Consider the following 18310-nt stretch of genomic DNA (forward strand, 5'->3'; position numbering starts at 1 on the left):
GGTGGTGAATCTTCTGTACTTCTTGGTCATCGGGGGTACTCCTCAGTAGGGGGATTCTCCCTAATTGAGGTGTCCGGAGCCATTAGACCAGCACACCCAAATCCCACAGGCCATGGCACGTTGCAACAAATGTGGGAGCGGATTCATCCGCGATGCGCCGCGCGGGCGGCGCTCGATCTTGAGGGCGCTGCAAGGTTTGAGGCAGGCACCTGGCGGCCTTCATACGGTTCCCCGCCAGACCGTCAAAGTTGTGTAGATACCTATGGGCAATGTATGCCGCAGTCGCGCACCCGCGCTCACTACGCCAGTTCATCCAGGTAGTCGGCGACTTCCCCCAGCAGCCAGCTGGAAAACACCCGCTGCCTGGCCTGCGATCGCTCGCGATTGGGCAGCACCAGCCAGTACGGGTAGGGGTAGGGCGCGCTGATCGGCGACAGTTGGACCAGTTCACCCCGCTGGATTGCGTCATGCACCAGGCTGCGGCGTTCGAGGGCGATGCCCTGGCCCAGGCGCACGGCCTGCAGCACCAGGTTGGAGTCGTTGCTGCACAGGCCGCTGCGCGGGACGTCGATGTCCAGCCCCGCGGCCTGGCACCACGGTTGCCAGGATTCCATGTTGAAAATGATCGGGCTGGCGACGATCGCTTCGGGGCTGCGCGGCAAGACTCCGCCATTGAAGTGCGGGGCGGCGACCACCAGGGTCTCGTCGTGGAACAGCAACTGGCTCTCCATGCCTTCCCAGTCACCCGTGCCCATGCGGATCCCGACATCGACCGACTCCCGGCTCAGGTTCGACAGCGCCAGGCTGGCCTGCAGGCGAATGCCGATATGCCCCTGCAAGTCCTGGAAGCGCGGCAGGCGTGGCAGCAGCCAATTGAGGCCGAACGACGGCAGCACGGCAACCACCAGCTCGGTCGACCTGGGCTGGGCCTTGATCAGCCGCGTGGCCTCGCCGATTGCGTTCAGCGATTCGCGGATCTGCAGGGCGTAGAGCCGGCCGTCCTCGCTGACCCGCAACCCGCGCCCCTCGCGGACCACCAGGGTGACGCCGATCATCGCCTCCAGCACCTTGATCTGCTGGCTGATGGCCGAATGGGTGACATGCAGTTCCCTGGCCGCGGCGGTGACGCTGCCCAGGCGCGCGACCGATTCGAAACTGCGCAGGCAGGTGATGGGCGGAATGCTCGACATGTAAGTATTTCTTGCGTGATTTCGTAAAAAATATCGATATTTCGCGGTGCAGATTCTCACTAATGTAAGGAACGGTAAAGTCTTGCAGGCGGGAGGTCGAGGTCATGGACGATGTGCGGGCAGGGCAAGTGAACACTGGCGAGGATCCGGCATGGCTGCAGCTTTCAGTGGTCAGGACGCAATTGCTCTCGGTTCGCTTCGCCGACGCCATCTACACCCGGGCCCTGAGTGGCCGGCACTGGATCAGCAGTGACGGTGCCGACTTCACGATCGGCCCAGGCGAGGGGGTGAAACTCCGCGCCGGGCTGGCCCTGATCGGCGGGGAAGGGGTTCTCCAGCTTGCCCTCGCCACGGGATGCGAGCAGCGCCGGGTGTCGGCCTCGCCCGGCTGGCTGGGCCGACTGTTCAAGCGCCGCAGCGCGGCGCTGCAGATCAAGATCAATCAAGGAGCGTGATGGATGAAACTCGTTGGCATGCTGGATTCGCCTTATGTTCGCCGGGTGGCGATTTCCCTGGATCTGCTGGGTGTCGGCTTCGAGCACGAGGTGTTGTCGGTGTTCAGCACCTTCGACGCGTTCGCCGCGATCAACCCGGTGGTCAAGGCGCCGACCCTGGTGCTGGATGACGGCACCGTGCTCATGGACTCGACGCTGATCATCCAGTACGTCGAAACTCTCGCCGACCCCGCCATCCCGTTGTTGCCGCGCCAGCCCCAGGCCCTGGCCGGCGCCTTGCGCACGTTGGGGCTGGCACTGGCGGCCTGCGAAAAGGCTGTGCAGATCGTCTATGAACACAAGCTGCGCCCGGCGCAGAAGCTGCATCAGCCCTGGGTCGAGCGCGTCACCCGGCAACTGCTGGCGGCCTGCGCCGAGCTGGACCGGCACTGGGCGGGCCAGGCGGCACGCGACGAGCGTCCGGATCAGGCGGCGATCAGCAGTGCCGTGGCCTGGTCGTTCATGCGCCTGATGCTGCCGGAGGTGGTCAAGGCCGAGGATTTTCCGGCGCTGAACAGCCTGGCGACAGGTCTGGAACAGACCGAACCGTTCAAGCGCCATCCCATGCTCTGAGCGCTGCCGCGCCCCTGCCTGGCGACGATCAGGCGAGGTGCGACATCGGGAAGGCCGGCAGGGCCTGTCTTCAACTTCGCGGTTGCGTGCCTCTGGGTGTTGTGTCTGAATTGTGACTGTCAGGCTCATATGAGTCTGACAAGGATCATTTCCGGCTTTCTGTATCAGCGTGGTCAGCGCCTCTGGATTGCGGAGCCACCAGGCAACGATCGGCGAAGAACAACAACATGAAATCAGTGCGCACCGTCATCTCGGAAAACTTCTTCCGTCGCTTCAAGTCTGTTTTCGCCCCGCACCTGGGCGCGCTCGGCATCGACATGGCGCTGCTCGAGCGCGCCGACATCGAAATTCCCGGTGACCAGTACGTCGCGCTCTGGGAAGCCGTCGGTACTGCCCATCCCTCCATTGGTCTGACCCTGGGCAGCCAGACCGAAGCCGATGACTTCGGCGCCCTGGGCCATGCCCTGCATTGCGCGCCCAGCGTGGAAAAGGCGCTGATGACGCTGCACACCTACATCGTGGTGTTCGCCCAGGAGTCGTCCATCGACTACCGTCGCGAAGGGCGTCAGCTGCGCGTCGACTACCAGGTGCTCGACACCACCGTGGTCAATCGGCGCCAGGATGCCGAGTTCGCCATTGCCTCGATCCTGCGCCAGCTCCAGCTGATCACCGGCAGCGATGTCCGGCCGCTGCGGGTGGACTTCGAGCACCCGCGGCCGGCGGATGTCTCGGTGCACCGGCAACTGTTCAGGTGCCCGGTGTTCTTCAGCCAGCCGACCAACCGCATCACCCTGCCGGTCGAGGTGTTCGACCTGCCGGTGAGCCAGGGCAATGAGCGCCTGTTCCGGGCGCTGGAGCCTTATCTGCAGCAGGAACGCGAACAGCGCAACGTCAGCGACGAACTGCTGCCGCAGGTCACCCGCATGATCGCCCTGGGCCTGGCGAGCGGCCTGCCGTCGCTGGACCAGGTCAGCGAATACATGGGCCTCAGCCGGCGTACCCTGCAACGCCGGCTCAAGGAGCAGGACATCGAGTTCTCGCTGTTGGTCGAAGAGGTACGCCGCGATCTTGCCCTGGGCTACCTGAACCATTCCGACTACTCGATGACGCAGATTTCGCTGCTGCTCGGCTATGCCGAATCCGGCTCGTTCACCCGCGCCTTCCGCCGCTGGACCGGCCAGTCGCCGCAGCAGTTCCGCCAGGCCGGACGCAGCGCTGGCGCGGCCTGCTGAAAGTCTGGCACCTGCTGTCAATTCATCCGTCGACCCCCTCGATACCCTGAACGAAGCGCCGGCTGCCGCCTTTGGCAACCGGCCTCATTCATGTGAAGGGAGCGACGATGAACACAGCGATACACGCCAGCCCGGCCGACTGTGGCGAGGCCGCGGCGTTGCGCATTCTTTCGCTGCAGCGGGCCGCGCAGCGCGAGCAGCCGATTGCCACCTTGCAGGAGCGTCGCCAGCACCTGCGCCGCCTGGAACGCTTGCTGCTGGACAACCGCGATGCCATCTGCGCCGCGATCAACGCCGATTTCGGCAACCGCGCCCATCAGGAAACGCTGTTGCTGGAGCTGTTTCTCAGCGTCGATGGCATTCGTGACTGCCACAGGCGCCTGGCACGCTGGATCCGGCCGCAGCGGCGCAAGGGCTCGTTATGGTTCGCGGGCGCGCGCAACCGGGTGATCCCCCAGCCCAAGGGGGTAGTGGGTGTGATCGCGCCGTGGAACTACCCGCTGTTCCTGGTGATGGGGCCGCTGACCAGCGCGCTGGCGGCGGGCAACCGCTGCATGGTGAAAATGGCCGCCAACTCGCAGCACCTGTGCGCGCTGCTGCAGCGGCTGGTGGCCAGGGACTTCGCCGAGCACACCCTGGCCATCGTGCCGAATGTCAGCGGCGCGGTGTTCTCCAGCCTGCCGTTCGATCACCTGATCTTCACCGGCTCCGCGGCCACTGGCCGCCAGGTGATGAAGGCCGCCGCCGCCAACCTGACCCCGGTGACCCTGGAGCTGGGCGGCAAGTCGCCGGTGATCGTGGCCGATGATTTCGACCTGAAGACCGCCGCGGCGCGCATTCTGCAAATGAAGACGGTGAACGCCGGGCAGACCTGCGTGGCCCCGGACTACCTGCTGATCCACGAGAGCCGGGTAGAAGCCTTCGTCGAGCACTGCAAGGCCATCGTGCCCAAGCGCTATCCCGCGCTGGGCGCCAGGGACTACACCGCCATCGTCGATCGCCCGGCCTTCGAGCGCCTGCTGGGCTGCCTGGAGGATGCCCGCGACAAGGGGGGCAGGGTGGTTCCGCTGCTGCCCGGTCTGCGCAGCGACGCGGCCACGCGCAAGATCGCCCCGGTGCTGGTGCTCGATGTCCACGACTCGATGCAGGTGATGCGCGAGGAGATCTTCGGTCCGATCCTGCCGGTGAAGACCTACCGTAGCCTCGACGAGGCGCTGGACTACATCAACGAGCGCGACCATCCCCTGGCGTTGTACCTGTTCAGCCATCGGCGCGCCGTGCAGGCGCGGGTGATCGCCGCCACCCGTTCCGGCGGGGTTGCCCTCAACGACTGCGGGCTGCACGTGGCCCAGCACGATCTGCCGTTCGGCGGCGTGGGGGCCAGCGGCATGGGCCACTACCACGGTTACGAAGGCTTTCTCGAATTTTCCAAGCAGCGGCCGGTGTTCCAGCAGTTCGCCTGGCCGGCCTTCCGCCTGTTGTACCCACCCTACGGCAAGACGTTCGAGCGCCTGATGCGCCTGATGCTCGGTCGCTGAATCCTGGAGCCCGGTATGCACGACAACAACAATGAACCCCGTTCCTTCTGGCAGCACGACTATGGCGCCTACGCGCCCAACACCCGCCTGACCGAAGACCTCAAGGTCGATGTGGCGGTGATCGGGGGCGGCTTCACCGGGCTGAACACGGCCTGGCAGTTCAAGCGCGACAACCCCGGTGCCCGGGTGGTGGTGGTGGAGGCGGCGCTGATCGGCTTCGGCGCCAGCGGCCGCAATGCCGGTTTCAGTACCAAGCTGTTCGGTCTGGAACCCGAGTTGGTGGTGCTGCGCTGGGGCCGGCAGCGGATGATCGAGGCCCACCGCTACCTGGAAAAGGCGGTGGCCTACACCCGCGAGGTCATCGAGAGCCATGGCATCGACTCCGACTACCGGCATGCCGGGCTGCTGCGGGTGAGCTACGCGCCGCGTCAGCTGGCGCGCCTGGGCAAGACCCTGGAACTCTACGAATCGCTGGGCCTGGCCACGGACATGCGCTGGCGCAGCGCGCAGCAGTTGCGCGAGCGGCATGATTCGCCGCGCTTGCTGGGCGGCATCCATGAAACCGGGACCGGCTACCTCGACCCTTGCAAGCAGGTGCGCGGGCTGAAGATGCTTGCCGCCTCGGTGGGGGTGCGCATCCATGAGGCGACCCCGGTGCTGGATATCGCCCGCGGTGACGCCGCCATCGTGCTGCGCACGCCCCACGCCAGGGTGACTGCCGACAAGTTGGTGATCGCCACCAATGCCTATGCGCGGCAGATCCCCGGCACCCGCACCCTGCGGCAGCGCCAGTTTCCGCTGTGGACCTACCAGGTGGTCACCGAGCCGCTGGGCGATGCGCTGTGGCGGAGCATCGGCTGGGACGGTCGCGAAGCCTTCGGCGACAACCGGCAGATGCTGCACTACTTCCGTCCCACCGTGGATGGTCGCATCGTCATGGGCGGCGGCGATGTGCGGGCCTACACCGGCAGCGCCATGGCCGAGCAACCGTCGCCGGCCACCTGGGCGCACTGCGAGGCGCATCTGAAGTGGATCTACCCGCAGTTGCGCGATGTGCGCATCGCCTACCGCTGGGGCGGGCCGGTGTCGGTGAACGCCGACATGGTCCCGGAAATCAGCTTTATCGACGATGAACGCCTGATCTACGCCGGTGGCTGTTTTGGCCATGGTGTGGCGCTGAGTCATCTGAACGGGCGGACCATCGCCGACCTGCTGCAGGGGCGCCGGAGCGAGCTGACCGATTTCTGGATCGTCAACCGCAAAGCCATCCCGATGCCGGGGACCACGCTGTCGTGCTGGGCCGGGCGTACCGCGCGGCATGCGTTGCGGGCCTGGGATTGGTGGGAGGAGCGGGGGTTGGAGGGGTGATGGTGCAACGAGGTGCCTGTCTTGAGTCTTGCAGCGCCCATGAAATCGAGCGCCGCCCGCGTGGCGCATCGCTGTGCATGACGACACCCTTCTAGCGCCCTTGAGATCGAGCGCCGTCCGCACGGCGCTTCGCGAGCAAGCTCGCTCCCACAGTTTGTTGCAACGTACCTGTATCTGTCAGGCCATGGTTGACCGCTTTGTTGGGTCGACTCGATATCCAGGTCGAGCACTATGGCCTCTCTCCTGACTCCAGCCATGCACCAAGGCTGACACCCCCCAATCCCACAGGCCATGGCGCGTTGCAACAAACTGTGGGAGCGAGCTTGTCGGGGCGCCGAACCGTCGCGAAGCGCCGTGCGGACGGCGCTCGATCTTGAGGGCACTAGAAGGGTGTCGTCATGCACCGCGATGCGCCGCGCGGGACGCTGCAAGCCTCAAGACAAGCACCTGGCACCAAATGACAACCCCCCTGGCGCCGCCTGCCAAGCCCGGGACCGGGCGCTTCGAATACTGTCTCTCTCGCAGAGCCGCAGCACCTTGGGGCCAGCCCTTGGCGGCCCCGTTTTCGCGTCTTTGCCTGCAGCGAACTGCCTTTCGATAACCACAAGAACCACGCAAGGAAAAGTTCATGAAACAACGCCCCCTGTCCCTGTTGGGCGGCGCGCTCCTGGCGCTGCTCGGTACCACCACCTCGTTCACCGCCTTCGCCGAACTCACCCCGGCAGGTGCCGAAAAGGCCGGCAATGGCGATGGCAGCATTCCAGCCTGGACCGGCGGACTGACCCAGGCGCCCGCCGGCTGGTCCCCGGGCCACGGTGACCCCTATGCCGCCGACCAGCGCCTGTACACGATCGATGCCAGCAACGTTGCCCAGTATCAAACGCAACTGCCCGAAGGGCAGGTGGCGCTGATCAAGGCCTATCCCGGCTACCGCCTGGACGTCTATCCCACCCACCGCAGCTGCGCGCTGCCGTCCGAGGTTGCGCAGCGCACCCGGCAGTTCGCCGGCCAGGCCAGCATCGGTGCCGACGGCTGGCGCCTGGAACGCGCCGCCGGGGCCGCGGTGCCATTCCCGCAACCGAAAAGCGGCATCGAGGTGCTGTGGAACTACAAGCTGCGCTACATGGCCAAGGGGCGCAAGGCGCAGATATCCTTCCTGCGCCGCGAAGCCGGTGGCGGGCTCACCGAGGTGCGCCAGTGGGCCAGCGAGTACTACCCCTACAACGATCCGGCGGTGACCCGCCCGCAGGATACCGGCGACATCGAGGCCAAGCTGCTCTACGACATCCAGTCGCCGTCGTCGCGGGCCGGCGAGATGTACCTGGTGCACGCGCGCCTCGACCAGCCGCAGAACGCCTGGATCTACTTCCCCGGTCAGCGGCGCGTGCGCCAGGCGCCGACCTTCGCCTACGACAACCCGATCGCCGGTTCCGACAGCCTGTACTTCGTCGACCAGATCAACATGTTCACCGGCGCCCTGGACCGCTACGACTTCAAGCTGCAGGGCAAGCGCGAGATGGTCGTGCCGTACAACTCCTACCGCCTGGTGGACAAGCGCAACACCTACGCCAAGCTGATCGGCGAGCAGTACCTGGACCGCGACGCGCAGCGCTACGAGAAGCACCGGGTATGGGTGGTCGAGGCCACGGTCAAGGCCGACAAGCGCCATTCGTTCGCCAAGCGCATGTTCTATTTCGACGAGGACAGCTGGAGCCTGCTCCACGTCGATATGTATGACGCCAAGGGCAACCTGTGGCGGGTGCAGGAAGGCAGCCTGTGGGCCGATCCCGAGATCCAGGCCTGCACCGGTTTCGAGTACGTCAGTTACGACCTCGTCGCCCGGCGCTACATCGCCGACGGCTTCACCCAGGAGGGCGCGGCGCTGGATCTGACCGCCGGGCTGCAGGGCCGGGTCAGCGACAAGCTGTTCAACGCCAACGAACTGCGCCGTCGCGGCGAGCGCTGATCGGCCGGAGACCAGACCATGAACAAACACCTTTCGCGCGGATGGGCGAAGGCCGCGGTGTGCCCGGCCTTTACCCTGGCTGCCGCCGGCCTGCTCGGCGCGCAGCCTTGCCAGGCCTTGACCTTCGGTGACGAGGACGGCCTCTCGGGCAGTTTCGACTCGACCCTTTCCTATGGTTTCGCCAGCCGTCTGCAGTCACCCGACTGCCACCTGCTGGGCAGCAACAATGGCGGTTGCAACACCGGCACCGGCAATGCGCTGAGCCGTTACTACAACCTCGAACGCGGCAACGGCTACGCCAACGCCGACATCAACTACGCCAATGCCGACGACGGCAACCTCAACTACCACAAGCACGACGTGTTCTCCCAGGTGCTCAAGGGCACCCATGAGCTGAGCCTGCGCTTCGGCGAGGGCTGGAGCGCCCTGGGCCGGGTCGCCTGGGCCCGCGACTTCAAGATGGACGATACCCGCCGTACCGACCTCGAAGGCCCGGCCCGGCGCGACGCCACCCAGCGTTTCGACCTGCTCGACCTGTGGCTGGCGAAAAGCTTCGAGCTTGGCCAGATGCCGGCCAAGGTCAAGGTCGGCAACCAGGTGATCAGCTGGGGAGCGGAGATGTTCATCAGCGGCGGCATCAACCAGATCAACGCCCTCAGCCTACCCAAGTACCACACCCCGGGCACTCAGCTCAAAGAGGTGTTCATCCCGGCGCCGATGGCCTCGTTCAGCCTCGGTCTGAGCGACAGCCTGAGCCTGGAGGGCTACTACCAGTTCAAGTGGAATGCCTACGGCCTCGACCCGGTCGGCAGCTACTTTTCCAGCGCCGACGTCGCCGGCGAAGGGCGCCGGGCGATCTACTACCCAACAAACTACGCCCAGGGCCTGCTGCCCGGCATCTGCGCCGGTACGCCCACGGGGCACTGCGGCGACCCGCGGAGCAGCGGCCTGAGTCATGAGCAGATCGTCGCCAGCGGTCTGGCGGTGCCTTATGGCGGCGAGCGCAAAGCCAGCAACAGCGGCCAGTACGGCCTGGCCCTGCGCTGGATGGCCGAGTCGATCGGCACCGAGTTCGGCCTGTTCTACCAGCGCTACCACGACAAGTTGCCCTTCATCGGCTACACAGCGCGCAGCAACCCGGACGCCCTGGTGGTGGACGACTATTTCATCGACTACGGCGAGGACAAGGACCTCTTCGGTCTGTCCATGAGCACCCTGGTGGGGCCGGTGGCGGTGGCCGGCGAGCTGTCGCTGCGGCCCCGGGACAGTGTGGGCATCGACCCGACGGTGCCTTTCGGCCAGGGCCTGAGCGGCAGCTTCAACCGCTACAGCGTGTTCGACACCGGCGAGCACCGGGGCTTCATCGAGACGCGCAAGTGGCAGGCCGACCTCAACGCCACCTACACCTTCTCGGCCAACGACTCGCTGGGCTTCATTCCCGGCGCCCTGGGCGCTTCCGACGCGTTCCTGCTGGCGGAGGTGGCGCTGGTGCGCTATCCGGGCCTGGACCTGTCGGGCGAGGTGCCCTACGTGATGCCGGACTACTCGTTGCCCGACCGCACCTCCTGGGGCTACGTCACCGAGTTCGGGGTCAACTACCCGAACCTGTTCGACAGCGGCGTCACCGTCACCCCGCAACTGGACTTCAGCCATGACGTCAAGGGCACCACGCCCAACGCCATGCCCTTCGTCGAGGGGCGCAAGTCGCTGACCGGCTCCCTGCTGTTCAACTACCGCGACCGCTGGAAAGGCGGCCTGCAGTGGGTGCGCTACTGGGGCGGCGGCGACAACAACCTGATGGCCGATCGCGACTTCATCAGCGGCAACCTTTCCTACTCCTTCTGATCCGACCGCCACGCGCGCGCAAGGCGCGTGGCGGGGAGGCTATTCATGCTGGCTTATCTGGTCTCGGCGCTCGAGCGCCTGGTCTTTCGCCATCGCCTGGCGACCCTGGGGTTGCTGGCGTTGGTCACTGTGCTGATGGGGGCGTTCGCCGCCCGCCTGGAAATGTCGGCGGGCTTCGACAAGCAACTGCCGCAGCAACACCCCTATATCAAGACGTTCAACGAGTACCGCGATGTGCTGTTCGGCGCCAACCGGGTGATCGTGGTCCTGCGCGCGCGCCACGGCGACATCTGGAACAGCGCCGCGCTGACGCGCCTGCACGACCTGACCCAGACCCTGTTCTTCCTGCCAGGCATCGACCGGCGCAGCGTCACCTCGCTGTGGACGCCGAACACCCGCGCGGTGCAGATCACCGAGGAGGGCATGAAAGCCGAGGATGTGGTCGGCGGTGATGTCACTGTCGCCACCCTCGACGCCCGGGCCATCGCCGGAATTCGCGAGCGCACCCTGGCCGGCGGTTTCGTCGGCAGCCTGGTGGCCAACGACCAGCGCGGAGCGATGGTGGTGGCCGAGCTGGCCGACCCGGACCCGGCCACCGGCAAGCGCCTGGACTACCTGGCCTTCAGTCGCGAGCTGGAGACTCAGGTGCGGGCGCAGTATGCCGACGCCGACTTCGACGTGCAGATCATCGGCTTCGCCAAGCAGATGGGCGATATCGGCGCCGGCGCGCGCAGCGTGGTCGAGTTCTTCGCCCTGGCCTTCGTGCTCACCGCGCTGGCGGTCTACTGGTACACCCGCTCCTGGCGCCTGACCCTGCTGCCCCTGGCGTGCTCGCTGGTGTCGGTGGTGTGGCAGTTCGGCACCCTGACGCTGCTCGGCTTCGGCCTCGATCCGCTGGCGATCCTGGTGCCGTTCCTGGTGTTCGCCATCGGGGTGTCCCATGGCGTGCAGCAGGTCAATTTCATCGCCAAGGAGGTCTGCGCCGGCGCCGATGGCATGACCGCCGCCCGGCGCAGTTTCGTCGGCCTGATGATCCCCGGCACCCTGGCCCTGATCACCGCCTTTGTCGGCTTCGCCACGCTGGTGCTGGTGCCGATCCCGATGATCCGCGAGCTGGCGATCACCGCCTCGGTGGGGGTGGCCTACAAGATCGTCACCAACCTGGTGATGCTGCCGCTGCTGGCCAGCTACTGCCGTTTCGATGCGCGCTACGTGGCCCGGGTGGAGCGCCTGCGGGCGCGCCGCGAAGGGCTGATGAGCGGCCTCGGGCGCATCGCCGAGCCACGCAACGCGCTGCGGGTGACGCTGCTCGGCGCACTGTTGATGGTGCTGGCGGTGTGGCAGAGCCAGGGCCGGCATGTCGGCCATGTGCTGCCGGGGGCGCCCGAGTTGCACGCCGACTCGCGCTACAACCAGGACGTGGAGCAGGTGGTCAGCCACTTCGCCCTGGGCCTGGACCTGTTTACCGTGGCCGTGGCGACACCGCCTGGCGGCTGCTACCGGCATGACGTCATGGCCTACGTCGACCGCCTCACCTGGTACCTGGCGACCCTGCCCGGGGTGCTCTCGGCGCAGTCGCTGCCGGCCATGGCCAAGCTGGCGGCCTCGGGGGTGAACGAGGGCAACCCGAAATGGGCGGCGCTGCCGGCCGACGAGCTTTCCCTCGGCGAGGCGGTGCGCCAGGTACCCGAGGCGCTGCGCCTGTTCGATGCCGACTGCACGGTGCTGCCGGTCAACCTGTACCTGGCCGACCACAAGGCCAGCACCCTCAAGCAGGTGACCGCGGCCATCGAGCAGTACCGCGAGGCGCATGCGCTGCCCGGGGTGACCGTGCGCCTGGCCAGCGGCAGCGCCGGGGTGCAGGCGGCCACCAATGCGGTGGTCGAGGGCTCCGAGCTGCCGATGATGCTCTACGTGTACCTGACCATCGTGCTGCTGGTGGGGCTGGTGTACCGCGACTGGCGGGCCATGCTCGCCTGCTGCCTGCCGCTGACCCTGGCGACCTTCCTCGGCTACTGGTTCATGAAGGCGCTGGATATCGGCCTGACCGTGGCGACCCTACCGGTGATGGTGCTCGCCGTGGGCGTCGGGGTGGATTACGCCTTCTACATCTACAACCGCCTGCAACTGCACCTGGCCGCGGGACGCGACATCGTCGCCGCGTTCCAGCAGGCCCTGCGCGAGGTGGGCGTGGCCACGGTGTTCACCGCCCTGACCCTGTCGGTGGGGGTGGCCACCTGGTCGTTCTCGGCGCTGAAGTTCCAGGCCGACATGGGCCTGCTGCTGACCTTCATGTTCATGGCCAACATGCTGATGGCGGTGACCCTGCTGCCGGCGCTGGCGGTGGTCCTGGAAAGACTGGTTCCGCGACGGGGGCCGGTTCGCGCGCCCCTGCTCGCGCATTGAGAGGGGCTGAGTGATGAAAAGTATTCGAGTGTTGCACTGGGTACTGTTGCCTTGGGGACTGTTGCCTTGGGTGCTGGGGCTGCTGTGCGCGACGCCTGGCTGGGCGGTGCCGGCGATTGCCCTGCACGAGGTTCGCCAGGCGCCGCTGGTGGCGGTCGCGCGGGCCGGGCAGGGGTGGGTGGCGGTGGGCGACCATGGCGTGGTGGCGCTGTCGGACGACGGTCGCGCGTGGCAGCAGGCCCGGCGCGTGCCGGTGGATGGGCTGCTGACCGCGGTGAGCTTCATCGATGACCGACAGGGCTGGGCGGTGGGGCATGGCGGGGTGCTGCTGCACAGCGTCGATGGCGGCCGCGACTGGGAGCTGCAACAGCGCCTGGAGGGCAGGCCGGTACTGCTCTCGGTGCTGTTCAGCGACAGCCGCCACGGCCTGGTCGTGGGTGCCTATGGCTATGCCGCGCGCACCGTCGATGGCGGCAACCACTGGCAGGTGGTGCGGGTGGGCGAGGAGGGCGACGACTTCCACCTCAACCAGGTGTTCAGGGCGGCTGATGGCAGCCTGTTCGTCGTCGGCGAGGCAGGCCGCGCCTACCGCTCCAGCGACCAGGGGGCGTCCTGGCAACGGCTGGAGACTGGCGTCAGTGGCTCGTTGTGGACCGGCACCGGCCTGCGCGATGGCCGGGTGCTGTTGGCCGGCATGAGCGGGCGGGTGCTCCTGGGTGACAGCCAAGGCCGCGAATGGCGCGTGCTGGACAGTGGCAGTCACGAGGCGATCACCGCCGTGACGCAACTGGACGATGGGCGCGTGGCCCTGGTGGGCAACGCCGGACTGGTGGCGGTTTCCGACCCGCGGGTGGCGCAGTTCACCAGCCACCAGCGTGAGGACCGCCTGAACCTCTCGGCCCTGACCGCGCAGTCCGGTCGCCTGTTGCTGTTCGGCAGCGCTGGCGTGCTGGACAGCGTGGCACCGGATGCCAAAGCGCCTGGCGCCGCGCGCCAATCCAGCGAAAAAGCCCCTCGATAGACTCAAGCCCAGGCCGATCGCCTGTAGCGGAGCACCCAATGTTCAAGCAATTCCTGCGTCATCTGTTGTGTGGTCTTTCGTTGTGCGCCGGCGCTGCCTCGGCGTTCGCGGCTTTCGTGCCGGAGCAGGCCCGTGTCGAAGTGCTGGGTGAGCATCGTGACCAGCACTGGTTCTGGATCTGGGGCAGCAACGCGCCGAACATGGTCGACGGTCGCGCCTACCTGTTCGACGACCAGGGCCGCAACCTCGGCCAGTTGAGTACCGGTATCTGGTCCAACGGCCTGCAACTGGCCCAGGGGCGCGACGAGCTGTATGCCACCGAGATCCATTTCAGTCGTGGCGTGCGCGGCAAGCGCAGCGACGTGGTCACGGTGTACGACGCCCGCACCCTCAGCCCCAAGCACGAGATCGAGATCCCGGCCAAGCGCATGACCGCGCTGATCTCCACCGGGCTCAGCGTGCTGTCCGATGACGAGCGCTTCCTGCTGGTGCTCAACTTCACCCCGGCGCAGTCGATCTCGGTGGTGGACCTGGAGAACGACCGCTTCGTCACCGAGGTGCCGATCCCCGGCTGCGCGTCGATCTATCCGGCCGGTCCCCGCGACTTCTACGCGATCTGCGGCAATGGCGGTTTCTTCCACCTGCGCCTGGACGATCAGGGGCAGGTGATCCGGCAGGAACGCACGCCTCCGGCATTCGACCCGCTCAAGGACCTGCTGCTGACCACCGCGGTGCGCGATGGCGACACCTGGTACTTCGTCTCGCAGCAGAATCACGCCTATGCCCTGGGCATGACCGCCGACGGTGTGCGACCGCTCGCGCAGTGGTCGCTGCTCAGCGACGAGGAGCGCGGCGATGGCTGGGGGATCGCCGGCAACCACGGCGTGGCCTTCCATGGGCAGAGCGGACGGCTGTTCGTGCTGATGCACAAGGACCTGCCGGAGAACTACCAGAAACCCGGCACCGAGGTGTGGGTGTACGACGTGCGCACCCGGCAGCGGCTGGCGCGTCTGCCGCTCAAGGAACAGAGCACCGCCATCGGCGTCAGCCAGGGGGCGCAGCCGCGCCTGTACAGCCTGGATTGGGTCGCGCCCATGCCGCGCCCCTTTGCCCTGTGGATCTACCTCACCGAGGGCGAGGCCGGGTTGACGCCACTGCTGCGTCAGGCCGTGAACCTGTATGACGCCGACAGTGGCGAGCACCTGCGCGGCATCGGCGATATCCCCCTGGGCTTTCTCAATGTGGTGATGCCATGGTGAGTATCGACCTGCTCCACGATCCGCTGGTGCATCTCGCCAGCGCCGGCGGCCTGGGCCTGCTGCTGGGCGCCGCGGCGCTGCACAAGCTGCGCGCACCCCAGGCCTTCGCCCAGGTGCTGCGACGTTATGCCCAGGTGCTCGGGCCATGGTGCGCGGCAGCGCTGTGGCCGTACCTGCTGGCGCTGCTGGAGGTACTGGCCGCCGCCGGGCTGCTGCTCAGTGGTGGGTGGTCGCTGGCGGCACTGCCCGCGGCGCTGTTGCTGGCGCTCTACGCCGGGGTGCTGGCGCTGGGTTCGCGCCAGGGTGCCGCCATCGAGGATTGCGGCTGCCACTTCGGCGGCCGCCCGCAGCCGCCGGCCAGGGCGCTGGTGTGGCGCAACCTGCTGCTGGCCGCGCTGGCCGCGAACCTGCTGGTGCCGATGAGCGCGCGGACGCTGACCTGGCTCGACGCCTTCACCCTGGTCTGCGTCTTCATCGGCGCCGCCGCCAGCTACCAATTGGCGAACCTGCTGATTTCCAACCGTGTATCCCTGAGGCAACGGCCATGACCCATGCTCTGATAATTTCCTGCCTGCTGTCGTGGGCGCTGATCCTGCTGCTGATCCTCGCGGTGTGGGCCCTGGCGCGCCAGGTCGGGCTGCTCCACGAACGCCTCCAGCCGGTGGGTGCGCTGTCGCTGGGCAAGGCGATCAAGGCCGGCGCGCCGGCACCGCTGTTCACCCTGCCGAGCCTGACCGGTGGTTCGGTCAGCCTGGGCGGCGCCAGGGCGCAGCCGACCTTGCTGTTCTTCCTTTCCGAAACCTGTCCGGTGTGCAAGACGCTGTTGCCGGTGCTCGATGCCCTGCGCCGCCAGGAACGCCTGGACATCGTCCTGGCCAGTGACGGCGAAGCCGCCGAGCACCTGGCCTTCATCGCTGCTCAGGGCCTGCAGGGCTATCCCTACCTGCTGTCGCGGGAGGTCGGCCTGGCGTACCAGATCAGCAAGCTGCCCTACGCGGTGCTGATCGACGAGCAGGGCAGCGTCGCCAGTCATGGCCTGGTCAACAGCCGTGAGCACCTGGAGAGCCTGCTGGAAGCGCGGCGCCTGGGCCATCCCACGGTCCAGGCGTACAACGCCGCGCGGCAGGGGGCCTGAACATGACGATCAAATGGTTCGACGAAGCCACCCAACTGCTGACCCGTCGCGTTGCCCGTGGCACCTCGCGCCGAGGCTTTCTCGGTGGCCTGGGCACCTTGCTGGTGGGCGCCGGGGCGACCACGCTGCTGCCGGTGTTCCGCGGCGGTGCCTTCGCCCAGTCCAGCGCCGGGCTGCAGGAGTCCGGCGACCCGAACAGCTGCGAGTACTGGCGTCACTGCGCCATCGACGGCTTTCTCTGCGGCTGTTGCGGCGGCACCTCCAGCAGTTGTCCGCCCGGCACCGTGCGCTCGGACATCACCTGGATCGGCACCTGCCGCAATCCCACCGACGGCAAGGACTACGTGATCTCGTACAACGACTGCTGTGGCAAGAGCAACTGCGGCCGCTGCGTCTGCCAGCGCGACCAGGGCGACACGCCGCTGTACCGACCGCAGAGCTCCAACGACATCAACTGGTGCTCCGGCAGCCAGGCGGACATGCCTTACCACTGCTCGCTGTCGGTGGTGATCGGGGTCAAGGAGTAGGGCATGGCCAGCCGACTGCCCTGGGTGCTGCTGCTCGCGCTGGCGACGCCGGCGGGGGCCACCGAGCCGCGCCAGTTCGACTACATGCTCAACTGCCAGGGTTGCCACCTGCCCGATGGCGGCGGCAATCCGCAGCGCGGCGTGCCGGCCTTTCCCGGCCAGCTGGGCAAGTTCCTGTTGGTGCCAGGGGGCCGCGAGTACCTGGTGCAGGTGCCCGGCTCGGCGTTGTCGGGGCTGTCGGACGAGGCCCTGGCCGGGGTCCTGAACTGGATGCTGGTGCGCTTCGACGCCAGCCATCTGCCCGCGGATTTTCAAGCCTACAGCGGCGCCGAAGTGCGGCAGTGGCGCCACGCGGTACCCGCCGATGTCAACGTCACCCGCGAGCGCCTGCTGAAACGCATCGCCGAACAAGAACAACCACCAGGGAACACCGACCGATGAGACCTAGCCTGTGTGCCGGCCTGCTGGCCCTCACCGCCACCTTCTCCGCGCTCGCCGCGCCACCGCCCCAGGCGGCCACCTGCGTGGCCTGCCACGGCAGCGTGGGCCAGGGTAATCCGGCCCTGGGTGCGCCACGCCTGGCCGGGCAGCAGGGTGACTACCTGCTGACCCAGTTGCGCGATTTTCAGGCCGGGCGCCGCGGCTACGACCCGCGGGACAGCCATGGCGCCCAGATGCGCGCCATCGCCAGCACCCTGACCGAGGATGATCGCCAGGCCCTGGCGCGCTACTTCGCCGGGCTTGACGCACCGACCACGCCGCTGGCTGCCGCCGGCCCGGGGCAGGCGCTGTACCAGGGCACCTGCGCCGCCTGCCATGGGCCCCAGGGACAAGGCTTCGCGCACCTGAAGACGGCCAACCTGCGGCTGCTCGACCGCGCCTACCTCGAACGGCAGTTGCAGGCCTTCAGCGAAGGCTCGCGCGGCAGTGAACAGCACGCCAGCGAGCTGGCGATCTGGATGCGCGGCATCGCCCTGCAACTGCATGACGAGCAGCAGCGCAAGGCGTTGCTCGACTACATCGCCGCTCCCTGAACCGCCTACCCATGGTCAATACGCTGCTTTTCAATGGACGGGATTCCCATGCCATCACCTGCGTTTCTCAAAGGCTTGCGCCACGAACTGGCCAACCGTGCTTTCGCCCATGCCGCGGTCACCCGCATGGCCGCGCGCGTGGCCGGGCAACCGGCCTACACCTTCTGGAAAACCTACGCCGACCTCGAGGCGTTCAACCAGCCGCGCTACCAGGCCGCGGCCGAGCACTGGGGGCTGGACACCACCCCGGGCCTGGCGACCCGGGTGAAATCCTGGCTGGTGTCCTCCGTACCACGGCCCCTGCAGGGGCTGCTGCTGCGCCTGGTCCACCATGAGACCGTGAAGTACCTGGCCTGGCTGCGGACCCTGCGCAGCATCGGCCCGGCGCAGGCCCAGCGCTTTCTCGACTACATGATCGACCAGGAGCAACTGCAAGTGGACATGATGGGCATGGCCTTGAGCGGTCGTTACGGCGATGTGGTGATTCCCGCCGACCAGTTCTTTTTCAAGTACAACGGCGTCAGGCTGCTGGAGCGGCCATGAAGGTATTGATCGTTCACGCTCACAACGAGCCGCAATCCTTCAACAGCGCCATGGCGCGGCTGGCGGTGGAGGTACTGGAGGACGAGGCCAATCCGGTCATCTTCATGACCGGTGGCCTGTCCAGGGCGCCCTGTGTGCAGGACTGCGGGCGCAACTACCTGTAGCGGATCATGATGGCT

At 67.0% G+C, this 18310-nt stretch carries 18 protein-coding genes; 17 read left to right on the forward strand and 1 reads right to left on the reverse strand.

Annotation, left to right across the window (positions count from 1 at the left end; translation table 11 throughout):
• Positions 1-299 precede the first annotated feature (299 nt).
• Positions 300-1190, reverse strand: coding sequence for a LysR substrate-binding domain-containing protein (locus CHB99_RS25965; protein WP_042126412.1), 891 nt, complete (start codon positions 1188-1190; stop codon positions 300-302).
• Positions 1191-1294: 104 nt separating this feature from the next.
• On the opposite strand from CHB99_RS25965, the gene CHB99_RS25970 reads away from it, so the two are divergent.
• From CHB99_RS25970 to CHB99_RS30240, 17 genes are all read left to right on the forward strand, one after another.
• The gene (locus CHB99_RS25970) at positions 1295-1645 is read left to right on the forward strand and encodes a hypothetical protein (RefSeq protein WP_042126414.1); all 351 of its coding nucleotides are present in this window, start codon (positions 1295-1297) and stop codon (positions 1643-1645) included.
• Positions 1646-1648: 3 nt separating this feature from the next.
• The gene (locus CHB99_RS25975) at positions 1649-2257 is read left to right on the forward strand and encodes a glutathione S-transferase (protein WP_042126416.1); all 609 of its coding nucleotides are present in this window, start codon (positions 1649-1651) and stop codon (positions 2255-2257) included.
• A 227-nt stretch (positions 2258-2484) separates the two neighbouring features.
• Positions 2485-3489 carry an AraC-like transcriptional regulator QhpR gene (gene qhpR, locus CHB99_RS25980; protein WP_042126417.1) on the forward strand — a complete coding sequence of 335 codons (1005 nt, stop codon included), beginning with the start codon at positions 2485-2487 and terminating at the stop codon, positions 3487-3489.
• 107 nt (positions 3490-3596) lie between these two features.
• Positions 3597-5027 carry a coniferyl aldehyde dehydrogenase gene (locus tag CHB99_RS25985; protein ID WP_042126419.1) on the forward strand — a complete coding sequence of 477 codons (1431 nt, stop codon included), beginning with the start codon at positions 3597-3599 and terminating at the stop codon, positions 5025-5027.
• A gap of 15 nt (positions 5028-5042) precedes the next feature.
• Positions 5043-6395: an NAD(P)/FAD-dependent oxidoreductase gene (locus CHB99_RS25990; protein ID WP_042126421.1), complete on the forward strand. Its 1353-nt coding sequence runs from the start codon at positions 5043-5045 to the stop codon at positions 6393-6395.
• Positions 6396-7023: 628 nt separating this feature from the next.
• Positions 7024-8361, forward strand: a complete 1338-nt coding sequence (locus CHB99_RS25995; protein WP_042126424.1) for a DUF1329 domain-containing protein — start codon at positions 7024-7026, stop codon at positions 8359-8361.
• A gap of 18 nt (positions 8362-8379) precedes the next feature.
• Positions 8380-10206, forward strand: a complete 1827-nt coding sequence (locus CHB99_RS26000) for a DUF1302 domain-containing protein (RefSeq protein WP_042126426.1) — start codon at positions 8380-8382, stop codon at positions 10204-10206.
• 45 nt (positions 10207-10251) lie between these two features.
• Entirely contained in the window at positions 10252-12612 is a 2361-nt protein-coding gene (locus CHB99_RS26005; protein WP_042126428.1) for an efflux RND transporter permease subunit, read from the forward strand.
• Positions 12613-12625: 13 nt separating this feature from the next.
• A complete protein-coding gene (locus tag CHB99_RS26010) occupies positions 12626-13633 on the forward strand; it encodes a WD40/YVTN/BNR-like repeat-containing protein (protein WP_042126430.1) in 1008 nt (335 codons plus the stop codon).
• A 38-nt stretch (positions 13634-13671) separates the two neighbouring features.
• Positions 13672-14892: an amine dehydrogenase large subunit gene (locus CHB99_RS26015; protein ID WP_084702798.1), complete on the forward strand. Its 1221-nt coding sequence runs from the start codon at positions 13672-13674 to the stop codon at positions 14890-14892.
• Positions 14886-15440, forward strand: a complete 555-nt coding sequence (locus tag CHB99_RS26020) for a MauE/DoxX family redox-associated membrane protein (protein ID WP_052419473.1) — start codon at positions 14886-14888, stop codon at positions 15438-15440. Before CHB99_RS26015 ends, CHB99_RS26020 begins: the two co-directional genes overlap by 7 nt.
• Positions 15437-16027 carry a redoxin domain-containing protein gene (locus tag CHB99_RS26025; protein ID WP_042126432.1) on the forward strand — a complete coding sequence of 197 codons (591 nt, stop codon included), beginning with the start codon at positions 15437-15439 and terminating at the stop codon, positions 16025-16027. The genes CHB99_RS26020 and CHB99_RS26025 overlap by 4 nt, the downstream gene beginning before the upstream one ends.
• 8 nt (positions 16028-16035) lie before the next feature.
• Positions 16036-16554, forward strand: coding sequence for a methylamine dehydrogenase light chain (locus tag CHB99_RS26030; RefSeq protein ID WP_377696998.1), 519 nt, complete (start codon positions 16036-16038; stop codon positions 16552-16554).
• Between the two features lie 3 nt (positions 16555-16557).
• Positions 16558-16995 carry a c-type cytochrome gene (locus tag CHB99_RS26035; protein WP_052419474.1) on the forward strand — a complete coding sequence of 146 codons (438 nt, stop codon included), beginning with the start codon at positions 16558-16560 and terminating at the stop codon, positions 16993-16995.
• Positions 16992-17588, forward strand: a complete 597-nt coding sequence (locus tag CHB99_RS26040) for a c-type cytochrome (protein ID WP_042126436.1) — start codon at positions 16992-16994, stop codon at positions 17586-17588. The genes CHB99_RS26035 and CHB99_RS26040 overlap by 4 nt, the downstream gene beginning before the upstream one ends.
• Before the next feature lie 48 nt (positions 17589-17636).
• Entirely contained in the window at positions 17637-18131 is a 495-nt protein-coding gene (locus CHB99_RS26045) for a hypothetical protein (RefSeq protein ID WP_042126438.1), read from the forward strand.
• Positions 18128-18295 carry an NAD(P)H-dependent oxidoreductase gene (locus CHB99_RS30240; RefSeq protein WP_245655622.1) on the forward strand — a complete coding sequence of 56 codons (168 nt, stop codon included), beginning with the start codon at positions 18128-18130 and terminating at the stop codon, positions 18293-18295. The genes CHB99_RS26045 and CHB99_RS30240 overlap by 4 nt, the downstream gene beginning before the upstream one ends.
• The last annotated feature ends 15 nt before the right edge of the window (positions 18296-18310 follow it).

The sequence above is a fragment of the Pseudomonas japonica genome, from assembly GCF_900188455.1.
Taxonomy (GTDB): domain Bacteria; phylum Pseudomonadota; class Gammaproteobacteria; order Pseudomonadales; family Pseudomonadaceae; genus Aquipseudomonas; species Aquipseudomonas japonica.